The sequence below is a fragment of the Roseibium sp. QJM3NY_11 genome, from assembly GCF_056173175.1.
This window is the reverse complement of sequence record NZ_CM149660.1, coordinates 2926757-2953519: the sequence shown is the minus strand read 5'-3', so window position 1 is coordinate 2953519 and position 26763 is coordinate 2926757. Positions and strand designations below refer to the sequence as shown.

Genomic DNA, 26763 nt, shown 5'->3' with positions numbered 1-26763 from the left:
TGGCGATCCGGTGACACATTCCCCAAAGGCACCTTGAACAGTCCGGGTCAAGATTGGTCAGGTGCCGGCTCGCCGGAAGGACAGGCTTGAACCGCACACGTCAGTCCAGCGTCTCGAAGGAGCGCTGCCTGACGTTATAGTCGGCGCTCGGAAACACCAGTCTGTATTCCTCTCCGGATGCCGTCGCGGCGAATTCCGCATGACCGCTCAGGGACTGGGGCACAATCTGCTCAAGCAGCAGGCTGGAAAACTCGGCGCGCTTTTCCTCATGGTTCACCTGCCCGGCAAAAGCGGAGTGTTCGCCATCCGCGAGCCAGGTGACCACCAGTTCGTCGCCATCGTCGCCACGGCGGGTCCGGCAGGACAAGTGGATCTTCTGGGCTCCGGACAAGGGATTCCGGCGCCTTGACCGCAACAGCAGCTCATGAAATCCGAGCCCCATGTAAAGGGCCGCATTCGGCGTCAGCATCTCGTTGCCTCCCGAAAACGCGACTTCGGTCTTGCCGCCGGCGTGAGGAAGCGCGCTCTGCGCCTGTGCCAGTTCCCGGACCCGGACACCGAACCAGTCGGCCTCCGTAACGAGATCCTGCGCATTTGACAGAGAGAATATACGCCCCCGGAATTCCGACAGAAAGTCTTCGGTCGACGTGGAATACCTGGCGGATTGCGTCGCGAGCCCCTGTATCACAGCCAGAAGGTTCTTGGACCGGTGACTGACTTCCAGCAGGAGGTCCTTGAGGATCTGCTCCCGCCGGCGCGTCTCCGTGATGTCGACGATGGTCGTCAGGACCTGCAGACTCTTGTCCAGCGCCGGTACGGTTTCGACATGCATCTCGAACACCCGGTTCTCCCCTGCGGTCGCCTCGAGCTTGACCGGCTTTCCGCTCGCCAGGGATCTTTTCTTGACATCGGTCAGCCGCGCGCCGAGCGATGTGCCGAACACGGTCTCGTCCGCCGGTGTTTCGCCGTTGGCGACCCTCCAGATCGAAGGAAGATTTGCGATATAGAGGTAGTTCAGCTGATCATCCTGCAACGTCACGCAGGCGCGCGAGCGCAGCAGGGCGAGAATGAGATATTCGCGAAGCTGATGATCAGACTGGCTGGCGTTGTGCCAAGTTAGCCTGCGCACTTTGATCCCCACACAATCGATACATCCGGATAGGGGAAAATCGATAGGCCTCCCTGCATCCGATGCGAGATATTTTTCTGGCCTTTGGCAAATGCGCAAGAGGCCGGTCCGTCAACCCCGCCGGAGCTTGTTTTGAACATCGGGTTTCCAAGCCGGGCTGTCAACGGACAGTCCCCGGAAAGGTTCCGGGTCTGTCCCCCTGACGAAGCGACCCGGCCAGGCGTCCGGAGCGACCTTTTTCCGGCACGGGCCTTGTGCCTGGCGCGCACTTCCCCCTCAGCCGGACGACCGGATCATTTTCAAATTAGCACATTAATTAGGCGCTTTGCATATTTATTGGTCTTCTGATACGCCTTCACCCGAGCCTCTGCTGACGTCATGGGGCGCGTTTGCCGCTTTTAGTGGCGGAAATCCCGGATCCGCAGATTTTTCAAGGAGGTGCCCTCCGATTGGCACACATCGTGCTTTAGTGGGTGCAACGGTCCCGTCCGGGCCCGGCGGATTGAATTGATCCGCATGTCCGGAAAAGGTCCTGCCGACTACCTGGCCTGTTTAGTGGAGAGAGACACAAGGTGATGAAAAAGATCGAGGCGATCATCAAACCCTTCAAACTGGATGAGGTCAAGGAAGCCCTGCAAGAGGTTGGCCTCCAGGGCATCACGGTGACGGAAGCCAAGGGCTTCGGCCGACAGAAGGGACATACGGAGCTTTACCGGGGCGCCGAATACGTCGTCGACTTTCTACCGAAGGTGAAGGTCGAAATCGTCCTGGGCGACGACATGGTCGAAAAGGCCGTGGAAGCCATCCGCTCCGCCGCCCAGACCGGCCGCATCGGCGACGGCAAGATCTTCGTTTCCAACATTGAGGAAGCGGTTCGAATCCGGACGGGCGAGTCCGGCATCGACGCTATCTGACCCACCATTCCGGCACCCGCCGGTATTCCAGATTCCGGTCCGGCGTCCGAGAGCCAAATCTTGGGACAAGTCTGCCTGACCGGAACCAAACCCAACCGTTCACACGAAAAATCAAAGGGATGGATACTATGACCACTGCCGCTGAGGTCCTGAAGGAGATCCAGGAAAAAGACGTGAAATTCGTCGATCTGCGCTTTACCGACCCGAAAGGCAAGATGCAGCACGTCACCATGGACGTCGCTCTTGTCGACGAAGACATGTTTGCTGAAGGCGTGGCCTTCGATGGCTCGTCAATCGCCGGCTGGAAGGCCATCAACGAGTCCGACATGATGCTGATCCTGGATCCGGAATCCGCTCACATGGACCCGTTCTTCGCCCAGTCCACCATGGCGATCTTCTGCGACATCGTCGATCCGGTCACCGGTGAAGGCTACAACCGCGATCCGCGCATGACCGCGAAAAAGGCAGAAGCCTACGTCAAGTCCGGCGGCTTCGGCGACACGATCTTCGTCGGTCCGGAAGCCGAGTTCTTCATGTTCGACGATGTCCGTTTCAACGCGGACCCGTACAACACCGGCTTCATCCTGGACAGCTCCGAACTGCCGTCCAACATGGGCTCCGAATACGAGACCGGCAACCTCGGCCACCGTCCGCGCACAAAGGGCGGTTACTTCCCGGTCCCGCCGGTCGACAGCGCGCAGGACATCCGTTCCGAAATGCTGTCCGTCATGGGCGAAATGGGCGTTCCGACCGAAAAGCACCACCACGAAGTGGCGGCTGCCCAGCACGAACTCGGCATGAAATTTGACCACCTGACCCGGTGTGCCGACAACATGCAGGTCTACAAGTACGTCGTGCATCAGGTCGCTCATGCCTATGGCAAGACCTCGACCTTCATGCCCAAGCCGGTCTTCGGCGACAACGGCACCGGCATGCACTGCCACCTGTCCATCTGGAACAACGGCGAGCCGAGCTTCGCCGGCAACCAGTATGCCGACCTGTCCGAATCCTGCCTGTACTTCATCGGCGGAATTCTGAAGCATGCCAAGGCCCTGAATGCCTTCACCAACCCGTCGACCAACTCCTACAAGCGTCTGGTCCCGGGCTACGAGGCGCCGGTTCTTCTGGCCTACTCCTCGCGCAACCGCTCCGCGTCCTGCCGTATTCCCTTCACGGCGTCGCCGAAAGCCAAGCGTGTTGAAGTCCGCTTCCCGGATCCGACCGCGAACCCGTATCTGTGCTTCTCCGCGCTGCTGATGGCCGGCCTTGACGGGATCAAGAACAAGATCCATCCGGGCGACGCCATGGACAAGAACCTCTACGACCTTCCGCCGGAAGAGCTCTCCGAGATTCCGACCGTCTGCGGCTCGCTTCGTGAAGCCCTGGAAGCCGTCGATGCGGATCGTGAATTCCTGAAAGCCGGTGGCGTCTTCGACGACGACCAGATCGACGCCTACATCGAACTGAAGATGGAAGAAGTCGACCGTTACGACATGACCCCGCATCCGGTCGAATTCGACATGTACTACTCCGTCTAAGCCTCGCGCTTTTCGGAAAAGAAAGCCCCGGCCTGACGGCCGGGGCTTTTTTATTGACATGGCTGCGGGCGATCTAGCTCGCTCGCAGCCAGTCCGCCAGCGACGGCCGTTTGCTCCGTCCCCGGCCCCGCATGGCCGGCGACGAGATCATCGCGTTCAGAACCGCCTCCTGTGTCGTTTCGGCCGCTGCCTGGAACAGAAGATCGATCCGGCCCTCCCGCAGACAATCGCGCACGATGAAATCGCGCTCTTCAAAATGTGAAATTCGCTGCGCTGTCGAAAACGCCAGGGCAATATCGCCGCTGCCATTGCCGTAATAGGCGCCGAGCCGGGCAAGACCGGCCCCTGCCCGCTTCGCGACCCGCTTCAGTTGCCGGCTTTCCAGCGGAACGTCCGTTGCCAGCACGACGATCACCGAACCGCGTTCTTCCTCCGGATGTTTGTCCTTGGGATGCGGCCTGCGCCCGTCCGGCAGAACAAGATCGCCGGGCTTGCCGAAATTGGCCAACACCAGAGCTCCGAGCGTGAACGGGCCACCGTCCAGTTCAAGGACACGGGATGCCGTGCCGATGCCACCCTTGAAACCGAACGCGCTCATGCCGGTGCCGGCGCCGACGCTGCCCTGTGCGCAAACGCTCGACGCGGCGCTGAGCGCGGCGTCGGCTTCCGCCTCGCAGAGGGCCATTGCCTGGATGTCGCTCAGGTAGCCGTCATTGCATTCCAGCACCACCGGATTGACCGTGCCGGTCGAGCGGCCGATTTCGGGATTTTCGGAAATTGCCCGGCGGATCAGTGCATTGACCCCGGTGCCCACTGCGAACGTATTGGTCAACAGAACAGGTGTTTCCAGTGTACCGAGTTCCTCGACCTGGACGAGCCCTGCACTTTTGCCGAACCCGTTGATCACCTCGACAGCCGCCACAAGCTTCTCGCGGAAGATGTTGCCCTGATGGGGCACGATGGCGGTAAAACCGGTTCTGAGATCGCCCGCGTTCACCGTCAGATGACCGATCGAAAGTCCTTCGATATCCGTGATGGAATTGGACCTGCCGGTTTCAAGGGAACCGCAAACGAGGCCGAACGACCTGGAAGGAGAAAGTTTCAGTTCAGACATGAGGCACCGGGTTTGAAAATCGTTGACCCGACTTGATAGGCTGGAATGACCGCGGCACAAACGAAAAAGCCTCCCGAAGGAGGCCATTCCCGTTCCGATTTGTGGTTGGCTCAGTAGCAGACCCGCCGATGCGCGACGACGACGTGACGGCCGTAGTAGGGATCCCAGCGGGTCACCGGACGCATCGTGCAACGGACCGGTGCACGGTAGCGCGGGCGCGCCTGGCCGGCGATGATGGCTCCGGCTGCGAGGCCGAAAATGGCACCTGCGGCAACCGCGCCGGCACGGCGGTTGCCGGCATGGGCTTCATTCGGCGTTATGGTGACGGCAGTTGTTGCAACGGTGGCGACAGTGACGGCGGCGATGGCAAACTTGCGAAACATGTCTTGTCCTTTCCTGTGGCTCGCAGCGGGCTCCTCGCCGCTGATGAAATGACCCTACGCCAAGGACGCGCTCCCCGATGTGACCACAATCACGTCGGATCACTTTCGCGGAAACATGATAGGAAGAGCAGACACAGACCACGTTTTCAGTTTTATCGGAGAGTTTTGCATGTGGGTGATCATGGCCGTTTCCATTCAGCTTCTGTCCGGCCCCAATGTCTGGGCCGTGACGGACCAGGGGACGTTTCAAGGTGAAGTCGATTGCGAGGCGGCACTGGCCGAAGCCGTCCCGCGCACGCTTTCGGACGGCATGCGGCTGGCCTGGGAACAAAGCGAGCTGAAATTCATCTGCGTCAAGGCGCGCGATGCCGGATCAGGCGCAAACTGAGCGGATACAGCCTGTCCGTCCCGTTTTTCCGGGACGTGCAATTTACAAGTTATGCCGCACGCGCTAGAGCACGTCGGAACGGGCACCGGAGGGTGCACACGGCTAATTTCACGGACAGGCAGGCATGAGCGCGTTCAAGTCGGACTTTCTAAACGTTCTTTCGGAACGCGGTTTCGTTCATCAGATTTCCGACCCCAAGGGTCTGGATGCGCTTTGCGCGAAGGAAACCGTCACCGCCTATATCGGTTTCGACTGCACGGCGCCGAGCCTGCATGCAGGCTCTCTTGTTCCGATCATGATGCTGCACTGGTTCCAGCAGACCGGACACCGGCCGATCACGCTGATGGGCGGCGGCACGACCCGGGTCGGCGACCCGTCCGGCAAGGACGAATCGCGCAAGATGCTGACCGACGCGGCGATCGAGGACAACAAGGCCGGTATCCGCAAGGTTTTCGAGAAACTGCTCACTTTCGGCGACGGCCCGACCGACGCCATCATGCTGGACAATGCGGACTGGCTGCTGAAGCTGAACTATGTCGATTTCCTGCGCGAGATCGGCCGGCATTTCTCGGTCAACCAGATGATCCAACGGGATTCCGTCCGCCTGCGCCTCGAGCGCGAGCAGCATCTGTCGTTCCTGGAATTCAACTACATGTTGCTCCAGGGTTACGACTTTCTGGAGATTTACCGGCGCACCGGCTGCCGTCTTCAGATGGGTGGCTCCGACCAGTGGGGCAACATCCTGTCCGGCACGGACCTCGTGCGCCGCATCGAGGAAACCGAAGCCTTCGCCCTCACCTCGCCGCTGCTGACAACCTCTTCCGGCGCGAAAATGGGCAAGACCGCCTCGGGCGCCGTCTGGCTCAACGAGGAGCAGCTGTCCGCCTATGACTACTGGCAATACTGGCGCAACACGGAAGACGCCGACGTCGAGCGCTTCCTGAAACTCTTCACGATCCTGCCCCTGGATGAAATCGTCCGTCTGGCCGCTCTGGAAGGGTCCGAGGTCAACGAGGCGAAGAAGGTTCTCGCCACGGAAGCGACCGCTCTGATCCATGGCCGCGAAAAGGCCGAAGCTGCGGCGGAAACGGCCCGCAAGGCCTTCGAGGAAGGCGCCTCCGCAGCGGGCCTGCCCACCATCGAAATCCCCAGACAGGATCTCGAGGCCGGCATCGGCGTTCTTTCGGCATTCGTCACCGCCGGCCTGTGTGCTTCCAACGGCGACGTCCGCCGCAACATCAAGGGCGGCGCCGTCAGGATCAATGACAAGAGCGAACAGAACGACAAGCGGCAGCTGACAGCAGACGACATGACCGCAGACGGGATCATCAAGCTCTCGCTCGGCAAGAAGAAACACGTCTTGCTGAAACCCGTGTGACAGTCCGGAAACGCCGCTCTGTCTTGGAACAGTGTTTTTTCAAGCCTCGCCCTGAGCCGGGGCGACTCACTCAGTTCGCCTGAAACTCGAACATCTTTCGGAAGATACCCGGTGCGATCGCCGAGATCGGATTGACGGACAGCACCGGGTCCGAGACCGAACCGGACAGCCGGTAGGTCACCCCGATCAAGCCCTCCCCGGATCCGCCACCAAGCGCAAACCCGAGCAGGGGGATCTTGGCGAAGAAATTGTTGAGGGCATAGATCGGCACAAAGGTGCCCGTCAGGCTCAACGTCTGCTTTGCGAGGTCTACCGTGCCACTCACGGTCCCGCCGAGTGCGTTGCCCTGCAAGGCCCCCCGGCTGATCGTCAATGAATCGCCTTCCCGGGTGAAATTGATGTCGAGCGTATCGAAACTGGCACTGCCGGAAGCCTGGTTGGTGAGGGCCGCGGATCCGTTCTGATCGAGCTTGGAGCGGTTCTGTTGCCGGATCCGTTGAATGGCGGGATCCTCGGTAATCTGCAGCGAACGCACGTTGAACTCACCCACCCAGCTGTCTTCGTCTGCCATGGCGACATCAAGTTCGCCCTGCCCCCCGCGCATGCGTTCGTAAAGGTCGAGAAAGCGCAGTGTCGCGCCGGTATTGGCAAATCTGCCCTTGGCTGACTGGGCCGCGTTCTGTTCGGTGACAACAAACTCGAAATCCGAACGGCCATTCACAAGCCCTTTCAGATCCGCCGACTTCAACCCTTTGGCGCCGGTTTCGACCTTGCCGGAGAATTTTTCAATATGCTGGCTGTTGAAACCCGTGACCCGGTCGATGGTCGCCGAGATCCGGGTTCCACCGGAAAAATCGCCCGCGCCCTGGCTTCCGCCGGGGCTGCGCATGCTGCGGATCAGCCCGCGCCCATCGAACGCCGCCCCAGCAAAAATGATGTCGAAACGGCCGTCGGTGGCGCGCACGATATCGACCTCGATGTCATCCCCCGGGCGCAGCTTGAACGTGCCGAAGGTGGCGTCGACCAGATCGCCTGCCTCGGACAGGTTCATGTGACCGGCCACATGAACCCCTTCGGAGATAAGCTTGAACTCCCGGATCTTGCGCTTGCCATCCGTCTCCAGCAACCTGAAGGTCGCCGTTGCCGGGACCCCCTTGGCCTTCTGCCAGCCCAGTGCCTGCAGGTGCACATCCGTCCGTTCCAGATCGACAACGAATTCCTGTTCGTCGCCGGCCTTGGCAACGCTGAGGGTCATGCCGCCGTCGAGGAAGGCTGTCAGGTCGACGCCCTTGTCCTTCAATTGCGCCGCGGTCACGCTCACCACGACATCCTGCCTGGCCGCGACACCGGATTCGCCAAGCGGCACGACCAGGTCGATATCTGCCTGGAAGCCGTCCAGGATTCCCTTGCCCGTGATGGCCACCTGATCCCGGTCCGCTTCCAGCAGGACATTCGCGTCGCGCACCGTGTGCCCCATGATCGGATCACCATCGGTGAAATCGTTCAGTTCGCCCGTTGCCCGCCAGGCGACCGACTCCAGATCAATCTGGTTTTCCAGCGGGAACGTCGCGTCGATGACGAGATTGCCGGAACCTTCGACCTTGGCGGCCTTCAGGCCGGCCCGCTCCAGCACCTTGAAGGGTGCACTGTTCATCATCGAGCCCAGATCCAGCGCGGCGCCTTCCAGATGAGCGGTAACCTCCGCGATCTTGCCGTCTCGTTGAGGCAGATTGAGGATCCTGAATTCACCTTCCGGAACCGCCACCGCACCACCCGAGACGGCCTCCGCCGTCCCGCGACTGGCGCGAACGGTCAGGACCTCGTTCTCGACGGTCAGCGTTCCGGACAGGCCGCTGATTTGCGGGACGTCTCCGACCGGGGTCACGGCACTGCCGGAAAAGGTCATGTCCAGCCGCATGTCGTCACCCGACCAGCCGGCTTCCGGATCGCGGGGATCGAATGCCGGCGGACGGAGCGCACCCGTGTAGGATATCGTCTCGATAAGGCCGCTCTTGATCCGCTCGTTGACCCAGCGCCGCGCCGGCGGAACAAGCGTGATCGGCCAGAGCTGCTTGGCAACGGCAACCGGTATTTGCGCACCATCGGCGGCGATCGCCAGGTAAGGCCCGTCGGGCGTGATCTGTACGGTCGCCACACCTTGGGCGACAGCTTTTCCCGACTTGGCGAAAAAACGGTCGACGGACAGCAATCCGATGCGCGGATCGAAGCGCGCTCGCACCTCGATATCGTCCATCATGTGCGGCAGTTCGGGGACGTCACTGGATCCGAACTGCGGGTTTTTTGAACTCAGGTTTATGGCCCACTCCGGAGTATCGCCGGCACCGGGTGTCACCGTCCCCGTGAACGAAACTTGCGTATTGCCGCGAATGACATGCGACGGGGTGATCTCGATCTCACGCTGTCCCTGCTGAAACAGGAGAGACAGCGCGGCGTCGTCAAACGCGACGATGGTCTTGCCAAGCTGGAACCAGCCATCGCGGACACGCGCCACCGCGTTTGCGGACAAGAACTGCCCCTCCCCGGTCAACCGGCTTTCGATTTTCGCGGAGGCCGGCAGTCCCAGGCCCTTGCCCTGCACAGCATTCGCGTCTGATCCCAGAAGCTCGGCCAGGGTGATGCCGTTGACCACCACGCCGATATTTTTCTGCCGCGCGCCTTCCGGCGCGCTGCGGGCCAGTTCCATCCGCCAGGTCGAAACGTCCCCCGCAACCTTGGCATAGGCGCGAATGGTCCGGTTGCTCCCCCGGAAGATATCCGCTTCGATCTTGCCGAAGTGCCGCGGGCTGTCCCCGGCCAGTTCCACGGAAGCGTCCCTGATCCGGACGAACCGCAAGCCGCGGCGGGCGAACTGATCGTCGATAACGTCACTGACCTGGTCGACCGCTTCCATGAGCGGTTCCATTTCCGGCACCTTTGCAGGCCCCGCTTTCAGCTCAACTTCGACATGCGGCTGTTCGAGATCCAGCCAGGTAAAATGGACATCGCCTTCAAGCAGCGAATCGCGGTTGATGGGCGCCGTCAGTTCCGGCAGGCTGATGCGCACCGGCGAGGCACCGTCAATCCTGGCCTCAACATCCCGCAGAACGATATTGATCCCGTCCGGCGCGGTGACGTTCCAGACTTGCATATCCCACCGACAGGTCCACGGGACCGCGTGTTCCCTGATAGGCGAGCACGCTCCCCAGCAACGGAACGCGCACAGGTCCGGAGGCGAACAGCGCGATCACTCCGCCAAACAGACAAATCACGACCGCCGCCGCAACGAGGCGCCAGCGTCGCTTCTTGCGCTTTTGCGGCAGGTCCCGAACCGGTTCTGCTGATCCGCCGTTTTCTGGCAAAGACGTCAATCCAATGTTCTGTCCGTGTGCGTATTACAGTCGTTTTGGTTTGCCACGGACCATGGCTCCGGGCTAACTCGGGGCAGCATTGCACGAGTCGCCGACCGGCCTATGATACTGCGAAAGCACCCTGAAAAGCGACTGCATCACATCAGGAACCAGCCGCAAACCGGCATTAACGCACAAACTTTGACGGAAGGAAGGCATCATGGGCGAATTGGCCGTAGGGGAAACCGCACCGGAATTTGATCTTGAAGGCAGCGGCGGCGAACGGATCGCCCTGAGTGCTCTCAGGGGCCACCCCGTGGTGGTCTATTTCTACCCAAAGGACGACACCCCCGGATGCACCAAGGAGGCCATCGCCTTCACGGACCTGATCGCGGAATTCCGGAAAATCGGCGTCACGATCATCGGCGTATCCCCCGACACCGCGGCGAAACACGACAAGTTCATTGCCAAACACGAGCTTGCCGTGCGTCTGGCCGCCGATACCCAGACCGGAACCGCCGCGGCCTATGGCGTCTGGGTTGAAAAATCGATGTACGGCAAGAAGTACATGGGCGTCGAACGCGCGACATTCCTCGTGGACGCGGATGGCAAAATCGCGCAGGTCTGGAGGAAGGTGAAGGTACCCGGCCACGCCGAGGCTGTTCTGGAAGCCGCCCGGGCACTTTGACCGCCGAGAGAAAAATGCCCGGGGAGCTCATGTCGGACACCGCTGAAACAGGGCTGCCCCGGAGCCTGGTCGCCGGCGCCCGCGCCATCGTCGCGTCCGGGGACACCGCGGAAAAGGTCCGGCTGGCCTACACCGTTTCGAAAGCCTGGTTCCAACGGGACCTGGCACTCGGATCGACAGCCCTGGGCCGCCCCATGCCGGACCGGCCCGGACGTCCTCAGAAACCGGACCTGCGTGCCCCCCGCGACATGCCCAGGCGCAACATGAAGGGCAAGGCAGGCCGCGTTGCCCTGATACATTCGCTCGCCCATATCGAGCTGAATGCCGTCGACCTGACCTGGGACCTGATCGGGAGATTCGCCTCCGTGCGCCTGCCCAGGTCCTACTACGACGACTGGGTCCGGGTCGGCCTCGAGGAGGCCAAGCATTTTTCCATGCTGCAGGACAGGCTGGCAAAACTCGGCGCCGCCTATGGCGACCTGCCGGCCCACGACGGACTGTGGCAGGCAGCCCAGGACACCGGACAGGATCTCGCCGCCCGCCTGGCGATCATCCCCCTGGTGCTGGAAGCCCGCGGCCTCGACATCACGCCGCCGATGATCGCCAAGGCGCGCGAGATCGGTGACGAGGACACCGCGAAGTGCCTCGATATCATCTACCGGGACGAGAAGAATCACGTCGCTTTCGGTGCAAAATGGTTTCGCTATCTGTGCGACCGGCAGGGAATCAGACCGGAACCGGCGTTCCACGGCTATGTCCGCCGACACTTTCGCGGAGCTCTCAAGCCGCCTTTCAATGATCGGGCCCGGTCCGAAGCCGGACTAACTCCCGGTTTTTACAAGCCTCTTGCGCCAATAATCGGCTAGAATTGCGCGCCGAGAAGACGAATTGTTAACCTTACCAAACTCTAATCAGACTCAGTTGTATTGCAGGATGCAGGCAGTGACTGAGTGACCATGCTAAAGCGGCCAGAAACCACCCGACCCAATCGGACGTCCGGAGCCCCACCGCACCATGCGGCGTTGGGCAAAGGCGCCAAGACGACCACGTACAACGTGCGACCGTTGCACCTTGTCTGCGGCGCGCTTGCCTGCGTGACCGCGACACTGACCCTGGCCGGGACCATCGGATACTATCTCCTTCGCAGCGACATCATTGCCGAGGCCAGCGCCGAGCGCACCGAGCTCGTGCTGGAATATCAGGACCATATCGACCGCCTGCGGACGGAAATCGAGATCCTGACAAGCCGGCAGATGGTCGATCGGGAAACCGTGGAAATTCAGGTAATGGACGTGTTGCGCCGCCAGCAGGGCCTCAATCAGCGCCACGCCATCGTCGCCGAACTCGTTGCCCGCGCCGAGAATGCCGGCATCTATCTGAGCGACGGCAAGCCGCTGCCGCCGCAAAAGCCATCCATCGATGCACGCGGCCTCACCTCCCTGGACGGCGACGACACCACGGCCATCGGCGGTGAAAGCGAACTGATCGACGAACCGGTCAAGGCCCTCGGCCTGCGCGACAGCAGCAACAGGACTTTCGACCCGTTGACGATCCTCCTGAAGCCGATTTCCGGTGGGGCCGGCATGCCGCAGGACTTAAAAAAAAACCTTGAAAAGCAGGCTGCGCTTGATGCCGTGAAGGCCGATATTTCCGAAATGGATGTCGAAAGCACTGCCGCGGTCGACGCGATCACCGTGTCCACGGAAAGCCGCATAGAAGACATTCTCGGCATCACCCGGAAGATCACCCCCGGTGTAAACGCAGCCTTGCGCAAGCACACGTTCATCGGCGGCCCGTTTCAGCCGATCACCGAAGAGAATTTTCCCGACCGGCTGCAGCGGGCGAATGCCGCATTGACCGCCCTGCGCCGGGTCAGGTTCACAGCCCTTCGCCTGCCCGTCAAACGGCCGGTCCGGAACGGATCCGTCTCCAGCAGCTACGGCCCGCGGGTAGATCCGTTTCTGGGGCGCCTGGCGATGCACACAGGCATCGACTTCAAGGCCCCCTATGGGGCGCGCGTGTTTGCCACGGCCCCTGGTACAATCCTGAGCGCCGGGCGCCACGGCGGATACGGCAAGATGGTCGAGATCCGCCACGCCAACGGTTTCGTCACCCGCTACGCCCATCTGAGCCGCCTGCAGGTTTCCGAGGGCGACCACGTTCTCGCCGGTGACCCGATCGGCAATGTCGGATCGACGGGCCGCTCGACCGGTCCGCATCTTCACTATGAGATCAGACGGCACGACAAGCCGAACAATCCGGCCGCATTCCTGTCCGCCGGCGACCGCCTGGCTGAATTGTCCCTCTAGGGGCGGATGCGCCGGGCAGAAACCGCTTCAACATGACACCGGGGCCTTTTGGCCCCGGTGTCATGTCTTGTCAGGTTCCCGGGAAAGCCTCAGTCGATATCTTCGACCTCGACCGGGTCACCGCCGAAGACCCGCTGGGCCAGGGCCGCTTCCATGAACTTGTCGAGATCACCGTCCAGAACGTCGCCGGGAGACGTGCTGTCGACCCCGGTGCGAAGATCCTTCACGAGCTGATAGGGCTGCAGCACATAGGACCGGATCTGGTGGCCCCAGCCGATATCTGTCTTGGACGCGGCTTCGGCGCTCGCCGCCTCTTCCCGCTTTTTCAGTTCCGCCTCGTAGAGACGGGCCTTCAGCATGGACCAGGCAGTGGCGCGGTTCTTGTGCTGGGACCGCTCGGACTGACATTGCACCACGATGCCGGTCGGCTGGTGGGTGATACGCACCGCCGAGTCGGTCGTGTTGACGTGCTGGCCACCGGCGCCCGAGGCCCGGTACGTGTCGATCCGGCAGTCGCTCTCGTTGATGTCGATATCGATGGAGTCGTCGATCACCGGATAGACCCAGGCACTGGAAAAGCTCGTGTGACGGCGCGCGTTGCTGTCATAGGGTGAAATCCGCACCAGACGATGGACCCCGGATTCCGTCTTCAGCCAGCCATAGGCGTTCTCGCCCTTGATCAGCAGCGTCGCGGACTTGATGCCGGCTTCCTCACCATCGTGATATTCGAGCACTTCCACCTTGAAGCCGCGTTTTTCGGCCCAGCGGCGATACATGCGCATCAGCATGGACGCCCAGTCCTGGCTTTCCGTGCCACCTGCCCCGGAATTGATTTCCAGGTAAGCGTCATTGGCGTCGGCCTCGCCGGACAGCAGCGACTGCAGCTGCAGGGCGTTGACCTTTTCCTTCAGCCCCCGCAGCGCGTCTTCCGCGTCAGTCACGACGGAAGCGTCGCCTTCCATCTCGCCGAGTTCGATCAGTTCGATGTTGTCCGACAGATCCTGTTCGAGCTGTTTGACGCCGGAGATGCCGTCATCGAGCTGCTGGCGTTCGCGCATCAGCTTCTGCGCCTTGCTCGGCTCGTTCCACAGATTCGGATCCTCGGAGAGGGCGTTCAGTTCTTCGAGACGGACGAGAGCCTGATCCCAGTCAAAGATGCCTCCTCAGCAGGCTTATGGCCTGCTTGATTTCATCGACGATGGCTTCCATTTCGGCGCGCATCGGATACCTCGCTTGGTTTTTACGGGAATCGGCCCGGCCTCTTTTCAAAGACGCCGGGCCGTGAATTGGAGCGGGACATTACCCGCGCGGGCCTGCACTGTAAACCGGCCTCACGGCCCAACACAGGCTCAGGTCCGGCCCGAAGGAAGATCAGTACAGACCGCTGGTTCCGTTGAACACGGCGCCCGCGGCTTCCGGCGACACGGCGGTGGGAACCCCCATCGTGTCCTGGAACCCGATCACGGAATAGCTGTCCGGCGGCGCCATGCCCGGCTTGAAGGCTTCCAGGATCGCTCCGGGCGATCCGGCGGCTGTTCTCAGCCCCGTACGCCGGTTGATCGGGATCAGCTGCAGTCCTTTGGGCACCCGGAATTCAACCGGCGGCTTGTCCGCGAGCGCCTTCTTGACGAAATCCGTGAAGATCGGCGACGCGACCTGACCACCTGTCGCCCCGCGTCCCATGGGCTTGGGAGTGTCGAAGCCGACAAACACGCCAACCGCGAGATCCGGGGTGTAACCCATGAACCAGGCGTCCTTTTCGTCGTTTGTCGTTCCGGTCTTGCCGGCAACGGGACGTCCGACGGCACGCACCCTGGTGGCGGTGCCGCGCTGGACGACCCCTTCCATCATGGACGTGATCTGGTAGGCGGTCATCGGATCAAGCACCTGCTCGCGGTCATCGATCAGGGTCGGTTCGTCCTGCCCCTCCCAGATGTCCTGCGTGCAGCCGTCGCAGATGCGGCTGTCGTGCTTGTAGATGGTACGCCCGTAGCGGTCCTGGATCCGGTCGATCAGGGTCGGCCGGACTTTCCTGCCGCCGTTTGCGATCGTGGCATAGGCAGTGGTCAGACGCAGCACGGTGGTTTCCCCGGCCCCCAGCGACATCGACAGCACCGGCAGCATGTTGTCGTAGATCCCGAAGCGCTTGGCATATTCGGCGACCAGCGGCATGCCCATGTCCTGGGCAAGCCGGACGGTCATGACGTTCCGCGACAGTTCGACCCCGGTGCGCAGCGTCGAGGGACCGTAGAACTTGCCGCCGTAATTCTGCGGCCGCCAGGTGCCGAGACCCGGGCCCTGGCTGATTTCAAGCGGTGCGTCCATGATCACCGAAGACGGCGTATAGCCATTGTCGAGCGCGGCCGCATACAGGAACGGCTTGAAGGACGAACCGGGCTGACGGTAGGCCTGGGTCGCACGATTGAATTCACTCTGGGCGAAGCTGAAGCCGCCGACCATGGCCAGCACGCGGCCCGTATAGGGGTCCATGGCGACCAGCGCACCGGACACTTTCGGGATCTGGCGCAATTCGAAGATGCCGGGCGTCACATTGCTTTCCTGAACATAGACAATGTCGCCGGGTGCGAGCACGTCGGACACGCTCCCGGGTGCGCGGCCGTTGACACGGGCCCATTTCATGGTGTCGAGGAAAAGCGGGCCCGTCTTGCGCTCTTCGGAGAGCTGGCCGCTGACCAGCTTGACCGGCTGAATGCCGACGGTTGCCTGATCGCTGCCGCTTTCCAGCACCACGGCAAGCTGCCATTCGGGGATATCGCTGAGCGCCTCGACCTTGGCCAGATCGACTCCCCAGTCCGCGCCGAGCGTGATCCGGTCGACCGGACCGCCCCAGCTGCCGCGTTTGTGGTCGAAATCGATCAGCCCGTCCATCAGCGACTTGCGCGCCATTTTCTGAAGCTCGGGGTCCAGCGTCGAACGGACCGACAGTCCGCCTTCGTAAAGACGCTTGTCACCGAATATGCCGGCAACCTCGCGCCGGACTTCCTCGGTGAAATACTCGGCCGAAAACAGGCGGGACCCGGTTTCCCTGGGTGTCACCACGATCGGCTTGCGCTTGGCTTCCTCGCCCTCTGCGGTCTTGATGTAGCCGTCGGCGATCATGCGGTCGAGCACGTAGTTCCGGCGCGCGATCGCGGCTTCCGTCTTTCTGTAGGGATGATAGTTGCTCGGCCCCTTCGGCAAGGCCGCCAGATAGGCGACCTCGTCCAGAGTGAGCTCATGGACGGACTTGTCGAAATAGATCAGCGACGCCGCCGCGACGCCATAGGCACCGAAGCCGAAATAGATCTCGTTGAGATAGAGTTCGAGAATTTCGTCCTTGGTATAGGCCTGTTCGATCCGCAGGGACAGAATGGCTTCCTTGACCTTGCGTTCATAGGCCGCCGAGCGTCGGCGCCGTTCTTCGCTGACCAGATCGGACAGCAGAAAATTCTTCGCAACCTGCTGGGTGATCGTCGACGCGCCCTCGGGCCGGCGGCCGGAACCGTAATTCTGCACGAACCGCACCGCCGCACGGGCGATGCCTTCCGGGTCAACGCCGATATGGCTGTAGAAATTCTTGTCTTCCGCCGCGATGAAGGCCTCCTTCACCTGGTCAGGAATGGCCTGGATCGGCAGGAACATGCGCCGCTCCGTCGCGTATTCGGCCATCAGCTGGCCATCCGCCGCATGCACGCGCGTCATCACCGGAGGCTCGTAATTCTTCAGGGCGGTGTAATCCGGCAGATCCTCCGAAAGGGTCTGCAGATACATCCACACGCCGGCCGCGATCAGAAGCGCGAACACCGCGCCGATTCCGAACAGGTAGCCAAAAAACTTAATCAAGAATTTCATACTGCGGGCTCGTCTTTCCCCGTCTCTGGTGCTGCTGTTTTTCTAGCACGGAAACTGTCACACGGCACGCTTCGATGCCGACTGTCTCTCAAACTTGATCGCCTTCCTCTTGCACCAATATGGCGATGCTGAGGCAAATACCGGAACGAACCCCGACCTTGCAAGGCAATTCAAGGTTTTTACTGCGAGGGCGCTGCCTGCTGGCGGGCAAGACGCGGCCTGAAAAATCCATGCACCGCCTCCGTCATGGCGTTGGCCATACGCGCGCGCCATTCATCCGAAATCAGGAGTTTCTCGTCGTGCTCGTTGGACAGATAGCCCAGTTCCACCAGCACCGAAGGAACGTCATGCGCCCGCAGCACGCGGAACCCGGCCGAGCGGTGCGGATTGTTGATCAGCCGGACGGCGCTTTCCAGTTCGCTGACCAGCGTGCGCGCGAAATAGACCGAAAACGACCGCGTCTCCCGGCGCGCGAGGTCCAGAAGGATGTCCGTGACCTCCGTCGGCTCCTCCGCCAGTTCCACCCCCGCGATCACGTCCGACATGTTTTCGGACGCGGCGAGATCTTCGGCGAGCTGGTCGGACGCCTTGTCCGATATGGTGTAGACGGTCGCCCCGCGCGCGAATTTCTGGCCCCGGCGCACCGAATCCGCATGGATCGAGATGAACAGGTCGGCCTCCAGCTCATGGCCGATTTCGACCCGGCGCAACAGCGGTATGAATGTGTCGTCGTCACGGGTCAGCTGGACGTTGTACAGGCCGCTTTCGTCCAGTTTCTCTTTCAGCAGCTTCGCGAAATCCAGCACGATCGCCTTTTCCAGCGTACCGTCCACGCCGGTCGCGCCGCTGTCGATGCCGCCATGGCCCGGATCGAGTACGATCAACGGTTTGTCGCTGTCTTTTTCGGCAGTCAGCTTGTCGCTCTTGGGAGCGGACGTCTTGCTGCTCGCTGCCTGTCGGGCGCGCGCGGTTTCCACGAATTCTTCGAACTCCTCAGCCGAGGCGCGCACCAGATCCACCACCAGGCGCGCCGGCTGGTCGTCGACCGCGGGAAGGAAAAAGGTCTTGTCGACCTTGACCGGCCCGGTCAGGTCCATCACGACCCGGGACTTTCCGACCGCGAACAGGCCGAAACGCCAGTCCGCGATCAGACCGCGCCCTGTCTTGCCCGAATCGGTGGCAATGGAGAAGGCCACTTCCGGCAGGTCGATGATGAGACGATAAGGACTGGCCAGCGCCGATATGGCGGGCGTGACCTGACGGTCCATGTCCAGCACGAATCGGGTCCGCGTGTCGTCCCCAGCAACCCTTGCGCCCGTGATGACGGGATTTTGCGACTGCGCGCCGGCAGCGACCGGCAGCATCGCGAACCCCGCAGCAAGCACAACCAGAAGGGCGCAGGAGCACCGAATCCGGTGCAACACGCCTGTCCGGACAAGGGTTACCTGCGGTTTCAGAAAGTTAACCAATTCAATTATTCCGGCCAATGCGCTTGCAATCCCTGCGGCTGAACCCGCCGCCAGCCTCGTCTTATGCTATCCGCCGCCGCTGTAAAATGCCCTGTCGAATTCACATGCTTGCAATGCGGAGCGTCGGATCGTAATAGTACCTTACGGATTTAGGTTCGAAACCGATACCTTCTCCGATGGCGAACATGGGTGTCTATCCACAACGTCATCACGTTCCCGGACTTCCAATCAACAGAACAGAGGCCGTTCTGTTGCTTCATGACGGATCTGGAACGCAAGGGAAAAGGATATCGGCGCCTCTTCGAGACCGCCCCGCCTCGCAACGTGATGCCCTGACCATATGGCAGTTTTTCCGGCGAGGCTCGCGGCGGACATCAAGAGCGAACCATTCCGGAACCGGATGCAGATCAGGCGGACAAGCCCATCTGCATGCCGACATGATTGGTACAACGACTTAACTAAAGGGCCTGCGTTGCCCCGAAGGACCCGCGCGATGCACATGGTGATCGACATAAAGCAAGGAACCGCCGAGGCGGCCGCTTGTGTTGATCATACGACCGCGCCGGGCGCAGACGCCCTTTCATTTCTTAGCAAATCAAGTACGGCAGCCATCCTCCTTTCGGGCGAGGCGCGTTTTGCATACGCGCCCATGCGTGCTGCCGTGGAGACGTTCAATAATGTCAAACAAAATGCTGATAGACGCGGGCCACCCGGAAGAGACCCGGGTAGTCGTCGTGCGTGGCAATCGGGTTGAAGAATTCGACTTCGAGGCAGCGAACAGAAAACAGCTGCGCGGGAATATCTATCTAGCCAAGGTCACGCGCGTCGAGCCGTCGCTCCAGGCAGCTTTCGTCGAATATGGCGGCAACCGTCACGGGTTCCTGGCCTTCAGCGAAATTCATCCCGACTATTACCAGATCCCTGTTGCAGACCGGGAAGCGCTGCTCGCCGCCGAGGCCGCCGACCGCCAAAAGGATGATTCCGACGCGGACGAAAAGCCGAAGCGCCGGCGCCGGTCCCGTGCCGCGAAGAACGAGGCCACCGAATCGGTTGCCAGCGAAAAGGTCGAGGACGACACCTCCGAAGCGACCGACGAAACGGACGGCTCGGACACCGAGGCAGCCGACAGCGCCGAAGACGGCAACGATGCGGCCGATGAAGACAAAGACAACACCAGCGACGCGGCCTCCCCGGAAGACGAAGACGACGCTCCGGTCAGGTCCCGCAGCCGGCGGCGCCGTCGCCGCAACGACGAGGACGACGAGCCGGACTCGGACGACGATGCGGTTGAATCGGTTGGTGCCGAAGACGCGATGGAAGAAGTTCCCGAGCGTGTCGTACCCATACGCAAGCATTACAAGATCCAGGAAGTCATCAAGCGCCGCCAGATCATCCTGGTCCAGGTGGTCAAGGAAGAGCGCGGCAACAAGGGTGCCGCTCTGACGACCTATCTGTCCCTGGCCGGCCGCTATTCCGTCCTGATGCCGAACACGGCGCGGGGCGGCGGTATTTCCCGCAAGATCACCCAGCCGACGGACCGCAAGCGCCTCAAGACGATCGCCTCCGAACTCGAGGTTCCGGAAGGAATGGGCGTCATTTTGCGCACCGCGGGCGCCAGCAGGACCAAGGCTGAAATCAAGCGTGATTTCGAATACCTGATGCGCCTTTGGGAAAATGTTCGCGAGCTGACGTTGAAATCAAGCGCCCCGAGCCTCGTCTACGAGGAAGGCAGCCTGGTCAAGCGATCCATCCGCGATCTCTACAACAAGGACATAACGGAGGTTCTTGTCGCCGGGGATGAAGCCTATCGCGAGGCCAAGGATTTCATGCGCATGCTCATGCCGAGCCATGCCAAGAACGTGCAACCCTACCGGGATCCGTCGCCGCTGTTCATCCGCTACGGTGTCGAGCCGCAGCTCGATGCGATGTTCTCTCCGCAGGTGACACTGAAATCCGGCGGTTACATCGTTATCAACCAGACAGAGGCTCTGGTCTCGATCAACGTCAACTCCGGCAAATCGACCCGCGAGCACAACATCGAGGACACCGCGCTTCAGACCAATCTGGAAGCTGCCGAAGAGGTCACCCGGCAACTGCGTCTGCGCGATCTCGCCGGCCTCGTGGTCATCGATTTCATCGACATGGAAGAGTCGAAGAACAACCGGTCGGTGGAGCGCAGGCTCAAGGATTTCCTGAAAAACGACCGTGCCCGCATCCAGGTCGGCAGGATCTCTCATTTCGGCCTCTTGGAAATGTCGCGCCAGCGAATCCGCACAGGTGTTCTTGAGAGTTCCACCACCCCCTGTCCGCATTGTCAGGGCACCGGCATGATCCGGTCCGTGGAATCGGTAGCGCTTCATGTGCTGCGTTCGATCGAGGACAACCTTCTGAAAGGTGCCTCGCACAACCTGATCATCCGCACGACCACGCAGGTTGCGCTGTATATCCTGAACCAGAAACGCACGAACCTTGTCGATCTCGAGACCCGTTTCGCGATCGAGATGGAAGTCCATGCCGACGAGATGGTCAACGGCCAGCTGTACGTTCTGGAACGCGGTGCTCCCGTCGACCGGGACCGGGTTCCGGCCCCCTCGCCGATTGTGCAGCCCGACACCATCGAAATCGACGACGTCGAACCCGAGCAGCCCGAGATTTCCGAAACCCCGCAGGATGAGGAAACGGATGGCGACGGCCGCCGCCGCCGTCGCCGCAGGAAACGCCGGAAAAGCGGCTCCGACAGTTCCCAGGATGTCGGTGACGATCAGCAGAACGCCGCTGACGGCGAAGACGGCGACACCGGCGATACCGCCGATGTCCAGCCGCAGGAAGCCTCCGCTTCGGAAGAGGACGGGTCGGACGACGAACCGCGCCGCAAGCGCCGCCGCGGCCGCCGTGGTGGTCGCCGTGGCCGCCGCAACGGCGAGAACGGTGACGGTCTGGCTGCCGATGCCGACAACGGCAACGAAGACACGGCAGGCGAAGGCGGCGACGCGTCTGCCGACGCAGGTCAGGAACCTTCCGAGCCGGCCGCCGCCGAAAACGGGGACGGCGCGGCTGAGCAGGCAAGTGAAAGCCAGGCTGCGGCGGACGAAACCGGTGCACCTGCGGAAGTCCTGGAGACAGCCGCGGCCGCGGATGACAGCGTGAGCGAAGCCGCTTCAACGGACGACACCGGCCCCGCCGAAGAGGTCCCTGCCAGTGCCCCTGCCAGTGCCGATGAAGCGCAAGCGGACGCCACACCCGTGGAGACCACGGTTGAGGACAATGCAGCCGAAAGCGACGCTGACGCTGCAAGCACCGCTGAGGACACGCCGGCATCAGAAGAGACGGTTGCAGCCGAGCCCGCCAGCGCGGAACCCGAGGCACCTCCCGCAGCACCGGCGGAACCGGTTGTGACCAGCGAATCGTCCGCCACGGACGAGGAAGACAAGCCCAAACGGGGCGGCTGGTGGCAGCGCGGACGATCCTTCTTCTGATCACTCGACACCAATCAATGAAAAAGGCGGCTTGCGGGCCGCCTTTTTTTGATGCGTCACTCTGACGGGCTGAGCAGGCTCTACGAGAGAAATTCCGCGAGCCGGCCCAAGGCTTCCTTCATGTCGTCATGCGCCCCCGCGAATGAAAACCTCAGATAATCGTGTCCGTGCACAGGATCGAAATCAACACCGGGCGTGGCGGCAACGCCTGCTTCGTGAAGCATCTGCCGCGCGAAGGCCAGACTGTCGGTGCTGAACCGGCTGATATCCGCATAAATGTAAAAGGCGCCATCGACTGGCAGCAGCCTGTCCAGGCCGATGCCGGGCAGACCGCCCAGCAGCAGATCCCGGTTGGCCGCATAGACCGCTTTCACCGCTTCCAGCTCCTGAACGGAACCCAGAGCCGCGGTTGCCGCGATCTGGGACAGTTCCGGCGGCGAGATATAAAGTGACTGGGCGATCCGTTCCGTCGGCCGGACCAGTTGTTCCGGCAGCACCATCCAGCCGATGCGCCAACCGGTCATGCAGTAATATTTCGAGAAGCTGTTGATGATGATGACATTTTGCGAGGTTTCCAGGGCTGTCTTCTGCCCATCCGCGTAGTCCAGGCCATGATAGATCTCGTCCGAGATGAACCAGATGCCGGCGTCATCGCAATAACGGACCAGATCCTCCAGCGCTTCGGCCGTCATCATCGTCCCCGTCGGATTGGCCGGGCTCGCCACCAGCACCCCCTTCACCGGTCCGTCCGCCTGCGCCTTGTCGAGAAGGTCCGGCGTCAGGCTCCAGCGCGTTTCCGCGCCCACCTCGATTTCGACCGGAACGAGGCCGAGCGCCTTCAGGATGTTGCGGTAGGCGGGATAGCCGGGCGCCGTCAGAACCACCCGGTCTCCGGGATCGAAGGCGGAGAGGAAGGCAAGATTGAAGCCGGCCGACGATCCGGTCGTCGCCATGATCCGGCCGGCGGGAACATCAACGCCATATGTGCGCTTGTAATGACCGGCAAGCGCCTGGCGCAGGGGGGCGATGCCGAGCGCTTCGGTGTAACCGAGACGCCCGTTATCCAGCACCGCGCGCGCAGCGGCCAGCGCGGCCGAGGGTGCGGGCGCCGAAGGCTGACCGACCTCCATGTGGATGATCCTGCGTCCCGCCGCCTCCAGTTTCGCCGCCTCGGCAAGGACATCCATCGCGATAAAGGGCGCGACATCGCTGCGCCGGGAAGGCTGAAAGTCGGTTCTGGTCATGGGATCCTGCGCAAGCGGCTGTGGTTGACGTCCCCCTATCGCGAATTTTCAAGACCGATGCAATGTGCTTGGCCCCGCTTCCAGCAAGTTCGGCAAAGTGCCCCTGCCCGCTGCAGCAAGTCTTCGTGTTGCCTGGCCGGAATTCTTGACCCCGGCCACGTGTGTCCATACCTTCGCCACACAGTTGTGTGTTTGGATAGGCTTTCAGGGCGTCCGGCCCCAACAATATGGTTGTTCTGGCGGAGCGAATGGCGAAGGCACCGCTGGCCTTGAGACCGGTCCGCTCGCCGTGTCCTCCCGTCTTGGCGGACGGATCCCGGAGCCCGATAGGAGAGTTGCAAAAGTGCCAAATCTTGTGCCTGCGGCCCATCAGCCCGGACCGGGTCGCAGCTTCCGCCTGGTCCGCAAAAGCCTTGCCCTCGCCTGCACGCTGGCGCTGGTCCTGCCTTTGGCCGTGTCTCCGGCGAGCGCGCAGCGCAGCAAGCTGCCACTGGTGCGGGATGCGGAAACAGAAGCACTGCTGAAAGACTACGCCAAACCGATCTTCAAGGTCGCGGGCATTTCCAATTCCGAACCGCAGATCATCCTGGTCAACGACAAGAGCTTCAACGCCTTTGTCCCCGACAGCAGGCGCATGTTCATCAATATCGGCGTCCTGATGGAAGCGGAGGCGCCGGGCGAGGTCATCGGCGTGGTCGCGCATGAAACCGGCCACATTGCCGGCCGGCATCTGGTGCGCCTGCGCGCCGCGGCCGCGAACGCCCAGATCATGTCGGTGATCGGCATGATCGTGGGCGCCGGTGCGGCGGCAGCGGGCGCGGCGGCCGGGTCGAGCGATGTCGCCGGCGGCGGCGGCGCCCTCATCATGGGGTCAGGGTCCGTCGGAAAGCGGTCCCTGCTTTCCTATCAGCGCGGCGAGGAAGCGGCGGCCGACAGGGCCGCGCTCAAGTATCTCAACGCCACAGGCCAGAGCGCCCGCGGCATGCTGAGAACCTTCCAGCGCATGTCCGAACAGCAGATGTTCACGCGCAAATACGCCGATCCATACGCACAAAGCCATCCCATGGCCCAGAACCGCTACAATGGTCTGTTGAACGAGGCGCAGAAGTCCAAATATTTCAATCAGCCCGATGACTATGTGCTGCAATACCGCCACGAACAGGTCCGCGCGAAACTGTTCGCGTTCACAAGCCATCCCTCCGCGACATTGCGTGCCTATCCGCGCAGCGACAAGAGCCCCGCCGCCCAATACGCGCGTGCCATCGCCGCAATGAAAAGTCGGGGCAAGGGCGCCGTGAAAGAGATCGATGCCCTGATCAGGGTCCAGCCGAACAATCCCTACTATTATGAGCTCAAGGGCCAGGCACTTCTGGAAGGCGGCGATCCCAAACGGTCGATCGCCCCGTTTCGAAAGGCCCTCTCCTACAAGCCGAACGAGCCGCAATTCCTGGTCTGGCTCGGCTACGCCCTGGTGGCAGCCAACGTGAAATCCTATTTGCCCGAGGCCGAACGGTTGCTGAAGAAGGCTATCCAGCGCGATCCGAATTCGGGGGTAGCCTACTCCCAGCTGGCGATCGCGCACGGCCGTCAGGGAGAGCGCGCGGAGGCCGATCTGGCCACGGCGAAGGGGCTGATGGTCACCGGAGATTTCCTTGCGGCCAAGCGTTATGCGGCACGTGCTCAAAAAAGTTTGAAGCGCGGATCGCCCCCATGGCTTCAAGCGGATGATATTGTGGCGTACAACGCACCTAAACTGCCGAACCGACGATAGATTCTGTGACACGCACGGTGTGGCGTAGTCGAAACATGAAAACGCTGCTCCAGGAGCCCTTGATGACCTATTCCACCAATTTCCTGCGGTCCGTGACCGCGCCGGTCCTGATGCGCATGATCACGGTTTGCGCCCTCTTCCTGTCCGTTCTGGCCGCACCTGCTGCCGCGCAGGACGTTGACAAGGGCGCAATCGAAAAGATCGTGCGCGAATATCTGCTGGCCAATCCGGAGGTGATTACCGAAGCCCTCACGGAGCTTGAGCGGCGCGAACGCGAGGCCGCCGAGGCCGCGCGTGTGGCAACCCTGTCCGACAGCGCGGACATCCTGTTCAATTCCACGCGCCAGGTCGTGCTCGGCAATCCGCAAGGATCGGTCACCCTCGTCGAATTCTTCGACTACAACTGCGGCTATTGCAAACGCGCCTACGGGGATATGGCCAGACTGATCGAGCAGCACCCCGAGCTGAAGGTCGTGCTCAAGGAATTCCCGGTGCTGGGCCAGGGGTCCGTCGAGGCGGCACAGGTGGCCATTGCCGTGAATTCCGTTGCCCCGGACAAATACGGCGAATTCCATGAAGCGCTGCTGTTGAGCCGCGGCCAGGCAAACCGCGCCAGCGCCCTGGCGGCGGCGACCGCCACCGGCATCGCGGAGGATGACCTGCTCGTGGCCCTGAAGACGGACGTGGCCGGCGAGACCATCGAGGAAGTCTACGCGCTGGCCAACCAGCTCGGCCTGACCGGAACGCCTTCCTACGTCATCGGCAATGATGTCGTCATGGGCGCTGTGGGCTATGACCAGTTGAACCAGAAACTCGACGCCCTGAAGAATTGCGGTCAGACGACCTGCTGACCAAGGGCCTTGCCTGCCTGAGCTCCCGGCCGATGGCGGAGGAAAATCCGGCCGGCCGGGCGCGGTCGGCGTGGAACGGTCGCCGGTGCGCAAGACAAATTCCGGCTGGGCCCCGCCCGGGAATCCGGTGTCATGCGGCGTTGACCTGTTGGAAACGCCGGAACCTCGATGTCAACGGGAAATCGGGGGTTTTCCTGTTCCCATTGAATCCCTATAAGGAGCGAGGCCCGTCTTCCCCGGAAGACGGGCAAAGATCTTTGTCCGTCCGAAAAGAGGCGGAGCGAGGAACGCGGTATTACCGGCGTGCTCCGCTCCGGATTGGCCTGTCCGACAGTCCCATCCGGAGCGGACGGGACACCCCGCCATGCGAGGCAGCGGGCCTCGCGGATGGCGGACCGACCGGGTTGCCTGCGGACCGTAGTATGAGAGCCAGACGATATTATGCGCAATGATAACAAGAAATTCGACACGGCCCTGATCCGGGATCTCGCCGTCCTTCTGGATGAGACGAATCTCAGCGAGATCGAGCTGGAACAGGGGGACACCCGCATCCGCGTGGCCCGGCAGATATCGATCAGTGCACCGGTAAGCATGGCGGCTCCGGTTGCCGCACCGGCAGCCGCGCCCGCCGCCGCCGCCGCGCCTGTCGCAGCCGCCCCCGAACCGGTCCAGGCTGGCGCAACCGTCGCCTCGCCGATGGTTGGCACCGCCTATCTGTCTCCCGAACCTGGCGCGGCCGTTTTCGTTCAGGTCGGTGACAAGGTCACCGAAGGTCAGACCATCCTGATCATCGAGGCCATGAAGACCATGAACCACATTCCCTCGACAAAGGCCGGAACCGTCAAACAGATCCTGGTCGACGATGCCCAGCCGGTGGAATTCGGCGAACCGCTCATCATTGTCGAGTAAGGA

Annotated in this window: 19 protein-coding genes; 11 read left to right on the top strand and 8 right to left on the bottom strand. The window is 61.9% G+C overall.

Annotated elements, in window-relative coordinates; genetic code table 11:
• Positions 1 to 100 precede the first annotated feature (100 nt).
• Complete coding sequence (locus AC0VX3_RS13685; RefSeq protein WP_475521001.1) at positions 101 to 1129, bottom strand: HWE histidine kinase domain-containing protein; 1029 nt, start codon at positions 1127 to 1129, stop codon at positions 101 to 103.
• A 575-nt stretch (positions 1130 to 1704) separates the two neighbouring features.
• Here AC0VX3_RS13685 and AC0VX3_RS13680 point away from each other — a divergent pair.
• Both AC0VX3_RS13680 and glnA read left to right on the top strand, forming a co-directional pair.
• A complete protein-coding gene (locus tag AC0VX3_RS13680; RefSeq protein ID WP_094074571.1) occupies positions 1705 to 2043 on the top strand; it encodes a P-II family nitrogen regulator in 339 nt (112 codons plus the stop codon).
• Between the two features lie 128 nt (positions 2044 to 2171).
• Positions 2172 to 3581 (top strand): type I glutamate--ammonia ligase, encoded by a 1410-nt coding sequence (gene glnA, locus AC0VX3_RS13675; protein ID WP_342895843.1) that lies wholly within the window; start codon positions 2172 to 2174, stop codon positions 3579 to 3581.
• A gap of 73 nt (positions 3582 to 3654) precedes the next feature.
• Here the strand turns inward: glnA and AC0VX3_RS13670 are convergent, their stop codons facing one another.
• On the bottom strand, positions 3655 to 4695 hold the full coding sequence (locus AC0VX3_RS13670) for a DmpA family aminopeptidase (RefSeq protein ID WP_475521000.1): 1041 nt from the start codon (positions 4693 to 4695) through the stop codon (positions 3655 to 3657).
• Between the two features lie 110 nt (positions 4696 to 4805).
• Positions 4806 to 5078: a tyrosyl-tRNA synthetase gene (locus AC0VX3_RS13665; RefSeq protein ID WP_475520999.1), complete on the bottom strand. Its 273-nt coding sequence runs from the start codon at positions 5076 to 5078 to the stop codon at positions 4806 to 4808.
• Positions 5079 to 5247: 169 nt separating this feature from the next.
• On the opposite strand from AC0VX3_RS13665, the gene AC0VX3_RS13660 reads away from it, so the two are divergent.
• Both AC0VX3_RS13660 and tyrS read left to right on the top strand, forming a co-directional pair.
• A complete protein-coding gene (locus AC0VX3_RS13660; protein ID WP_475520998.1) occupies positions 5248 to 5466 on the top strand; it encodes a hypothetical protein in 219 nt (72 codons plus the stop codon).
• Positions 5467 to 5590: 124 nt separating this feature from the next.
• Entirely contained in the window at positions 5591 to 6844 is a 1254-nt protein-coding gene (gene tyrS / locus AC0VX3_RS13655; protein WP_475520997.1) for a tyrosine--tRNA ligase, read from the top strand.
• Between the two features lie 70 nt (positions 6845 to 6914).
• Here tyrS and AC0VX3_RS13650 read toward each other — a convergent pair whose 3' ends face one another.
• A complete protein-coding gene (locus AC0VX3_RS13650) occupies positions 6915 to 9992 on the bottom strand; it encodes an AsmA-like C-terminal domain-containing protein (protein ID WP_475520996.1) in 3078 nt (1025 codons plus the stop codon).
• A 419-nt stretch (positions 9993 to 10411) separates the two neighbouring features.
• On the opposite strand from AC0VX3_RS13650, the gene bcp reads away from it, so the two are divergent.
• The 3 genes from bcp to AC0VX3_RS13635 all read left to right on the top strand — a co-directional run bounded on the left by bcp (position 10412) and on the right by AC0VX3_RS13635 (position 13188).
• Positions 10412 to 10879 carry a thioredoxin-dependent thiol peroxidase gene (gene bcp, locus AC0VX3_RS13645; RefSeq protein ID WP_475520995.1) on the top strand — a complete coding sequence of 156 codons (468 nt, stop codon included), beginning with the start codon at positions 10412 to 10414 and terminating at the stop codon, positions 10877 to 10879.
• A 29-nt stretch (positions 10880 to 10908) separates the two neighbouring features.
• Complete coding sequence (locus tag AC0VX3_RS13640) at positions 10909 to 11745, top strand: ferritin-like domain-containing protein (protein ID WP_475520994.1); 837 nt, start codon at positions 10909 to 10911, stop codon at positions 11743 to 11745.
• Positions 11746 to 11934: 189 nt separating this feature from the next.
• The gene (locus AC0VX3_RS13635; RefSeq protein WP_475520993.1) at positions 11935 to 13188 is read left to right on the top strand and encodes a M23 family metallopeptidase; all 1254 of its coding nucleotides are present in this window, start codon (positions 11935 to 11937) and stop codon (positions 13186 to 13188) included.
• Positions 13189 to 13277: 89 nt separating this feature from the next.
• Here AC0VX3_RS13635 and prfB read toward each other — a convergent pair.
• From prfB to AC0VX3_RS13620, 3 genes are all read right to left on the bottom strand, one after another.
• Positions 13278 to 14409 (bottom strand): peptide chain release factor 2 gene (prfB, locus tag AC0VX3_RS13630; protein ID WP_475520992.1). Its coding sequence is split into 2 segments (ribosomal slippage): positions 13278 to 14339 and positions 14341 to 14409, totalling 1131 coding nucleotides; the frame shifts between segments, so codons are not numbered across the junction.
• Between the two features lie 150 nt (positions 14410 to 14559).
• Positions 14560 to 17040: a penicillin-binding protein 1A gene (locus AC0VX3_RS13625; RefSeq protein WP_342895833.1), complete on the bottom strand. Its 2481-nt coding sequence runs from the start codon at positions 17038 to 17040 to the stop codon at positions 14560 to 14562.
• A gap of 179 nt (positions 17041 to 17219) precedes the next feature.
• Positions 17220 to 18404: an N-acetylmuramoyl-L-alanine amidase gene (locus AC0VX3_RS13620; RefSeq protein WP_475520991.1), complete on the bottom strand. Its 1185-nt coding sequence runs from the start codon at positions 18402 to 18404 to the stop codon at positions 17220 to 17222.
• Between the two features lie 782 nt (positions 18405 to 19186).
• Here AC0VX3_RS13620 and AC0VX3_RS13615 point away from each other — a divergent pair.
• Positions 19187 to 21985 (top strand): Rne/Rng family ribonuclease, encoded by a 2799-nt coding sequence (locus AC0VX3_RS13615; protein ID WP_475520990.1) that lies wholly within the window; start codon positions 19187 to 19189, stop codon positions 21983 to 21985.
• 80 nt (positions 21986 to 22065) lie between these two features.
• Here AC0VX3_RS13615 and AC0VX3_RS13610 read toward each other — a convergent pair whose 3' ends face one another.
• On the bottom strand, positions 22066 to 23229 hold the full coding sequence (locus tag AC0VX3_RS13610) for a pyridoxal phosphate-dependent aminotransferase (RefSeq protein ID WP_475520989.1): 1164 nt from the start codon (positions 23227 to 23229) through the stop codon (positions 22066 to 22068).
• A 343-nt stretch (positions 23230 to 23572) separates the two neighbouring features.
• Here AC0VX3_RS13610 and AC0VX3_RS13605 point away from each other — a divergent pair, with 343 nt between their 5' ends.
• From AC0VX3_RS13605 to accB, 3 genes are all read left to right on the top strand, one after another.
• The gene (locus AC0VX3_RS13605) at positions 23573 to 25000 is read left to right on the top strand and encodes a M48 family metalloprotease (RefSeq protein WP_475520988.1); all 1428 of its coding nucleotides are present in this window, start codon (positions 23573 to 23575) and stop codon (positions 24998 to 25000) included.
• Positions 25001 to 25062: 62 nt separating this feature from the next.
• Positions 25063 to 25851 (top strand): DsbA family protein, encoded by a 789-nt coding sequence (locus AC0VX3_RS13600; protein ID WP_342895828.1) that lies wholly within the window; start codon positions 25063 to 25065, stop codon positions 25849 to 25851.
• Positions 25852 to 26292: 441 nt separating this feature from the next.
• On the top strand, positions 26293 to 26760 hold the full coding sequence (gene accB / locus AC0VX3_RS13595; protein WP_475520987.1) for an acetyl-CoA carboxylase biotin carboxyl carrier protein: 468 nt from the start codon (positions 26293 to 26295) through the stop codon (positions 26758 to 26760).
• Positions 26761 to 26763 lie beyond the last annotated feature (3 nt).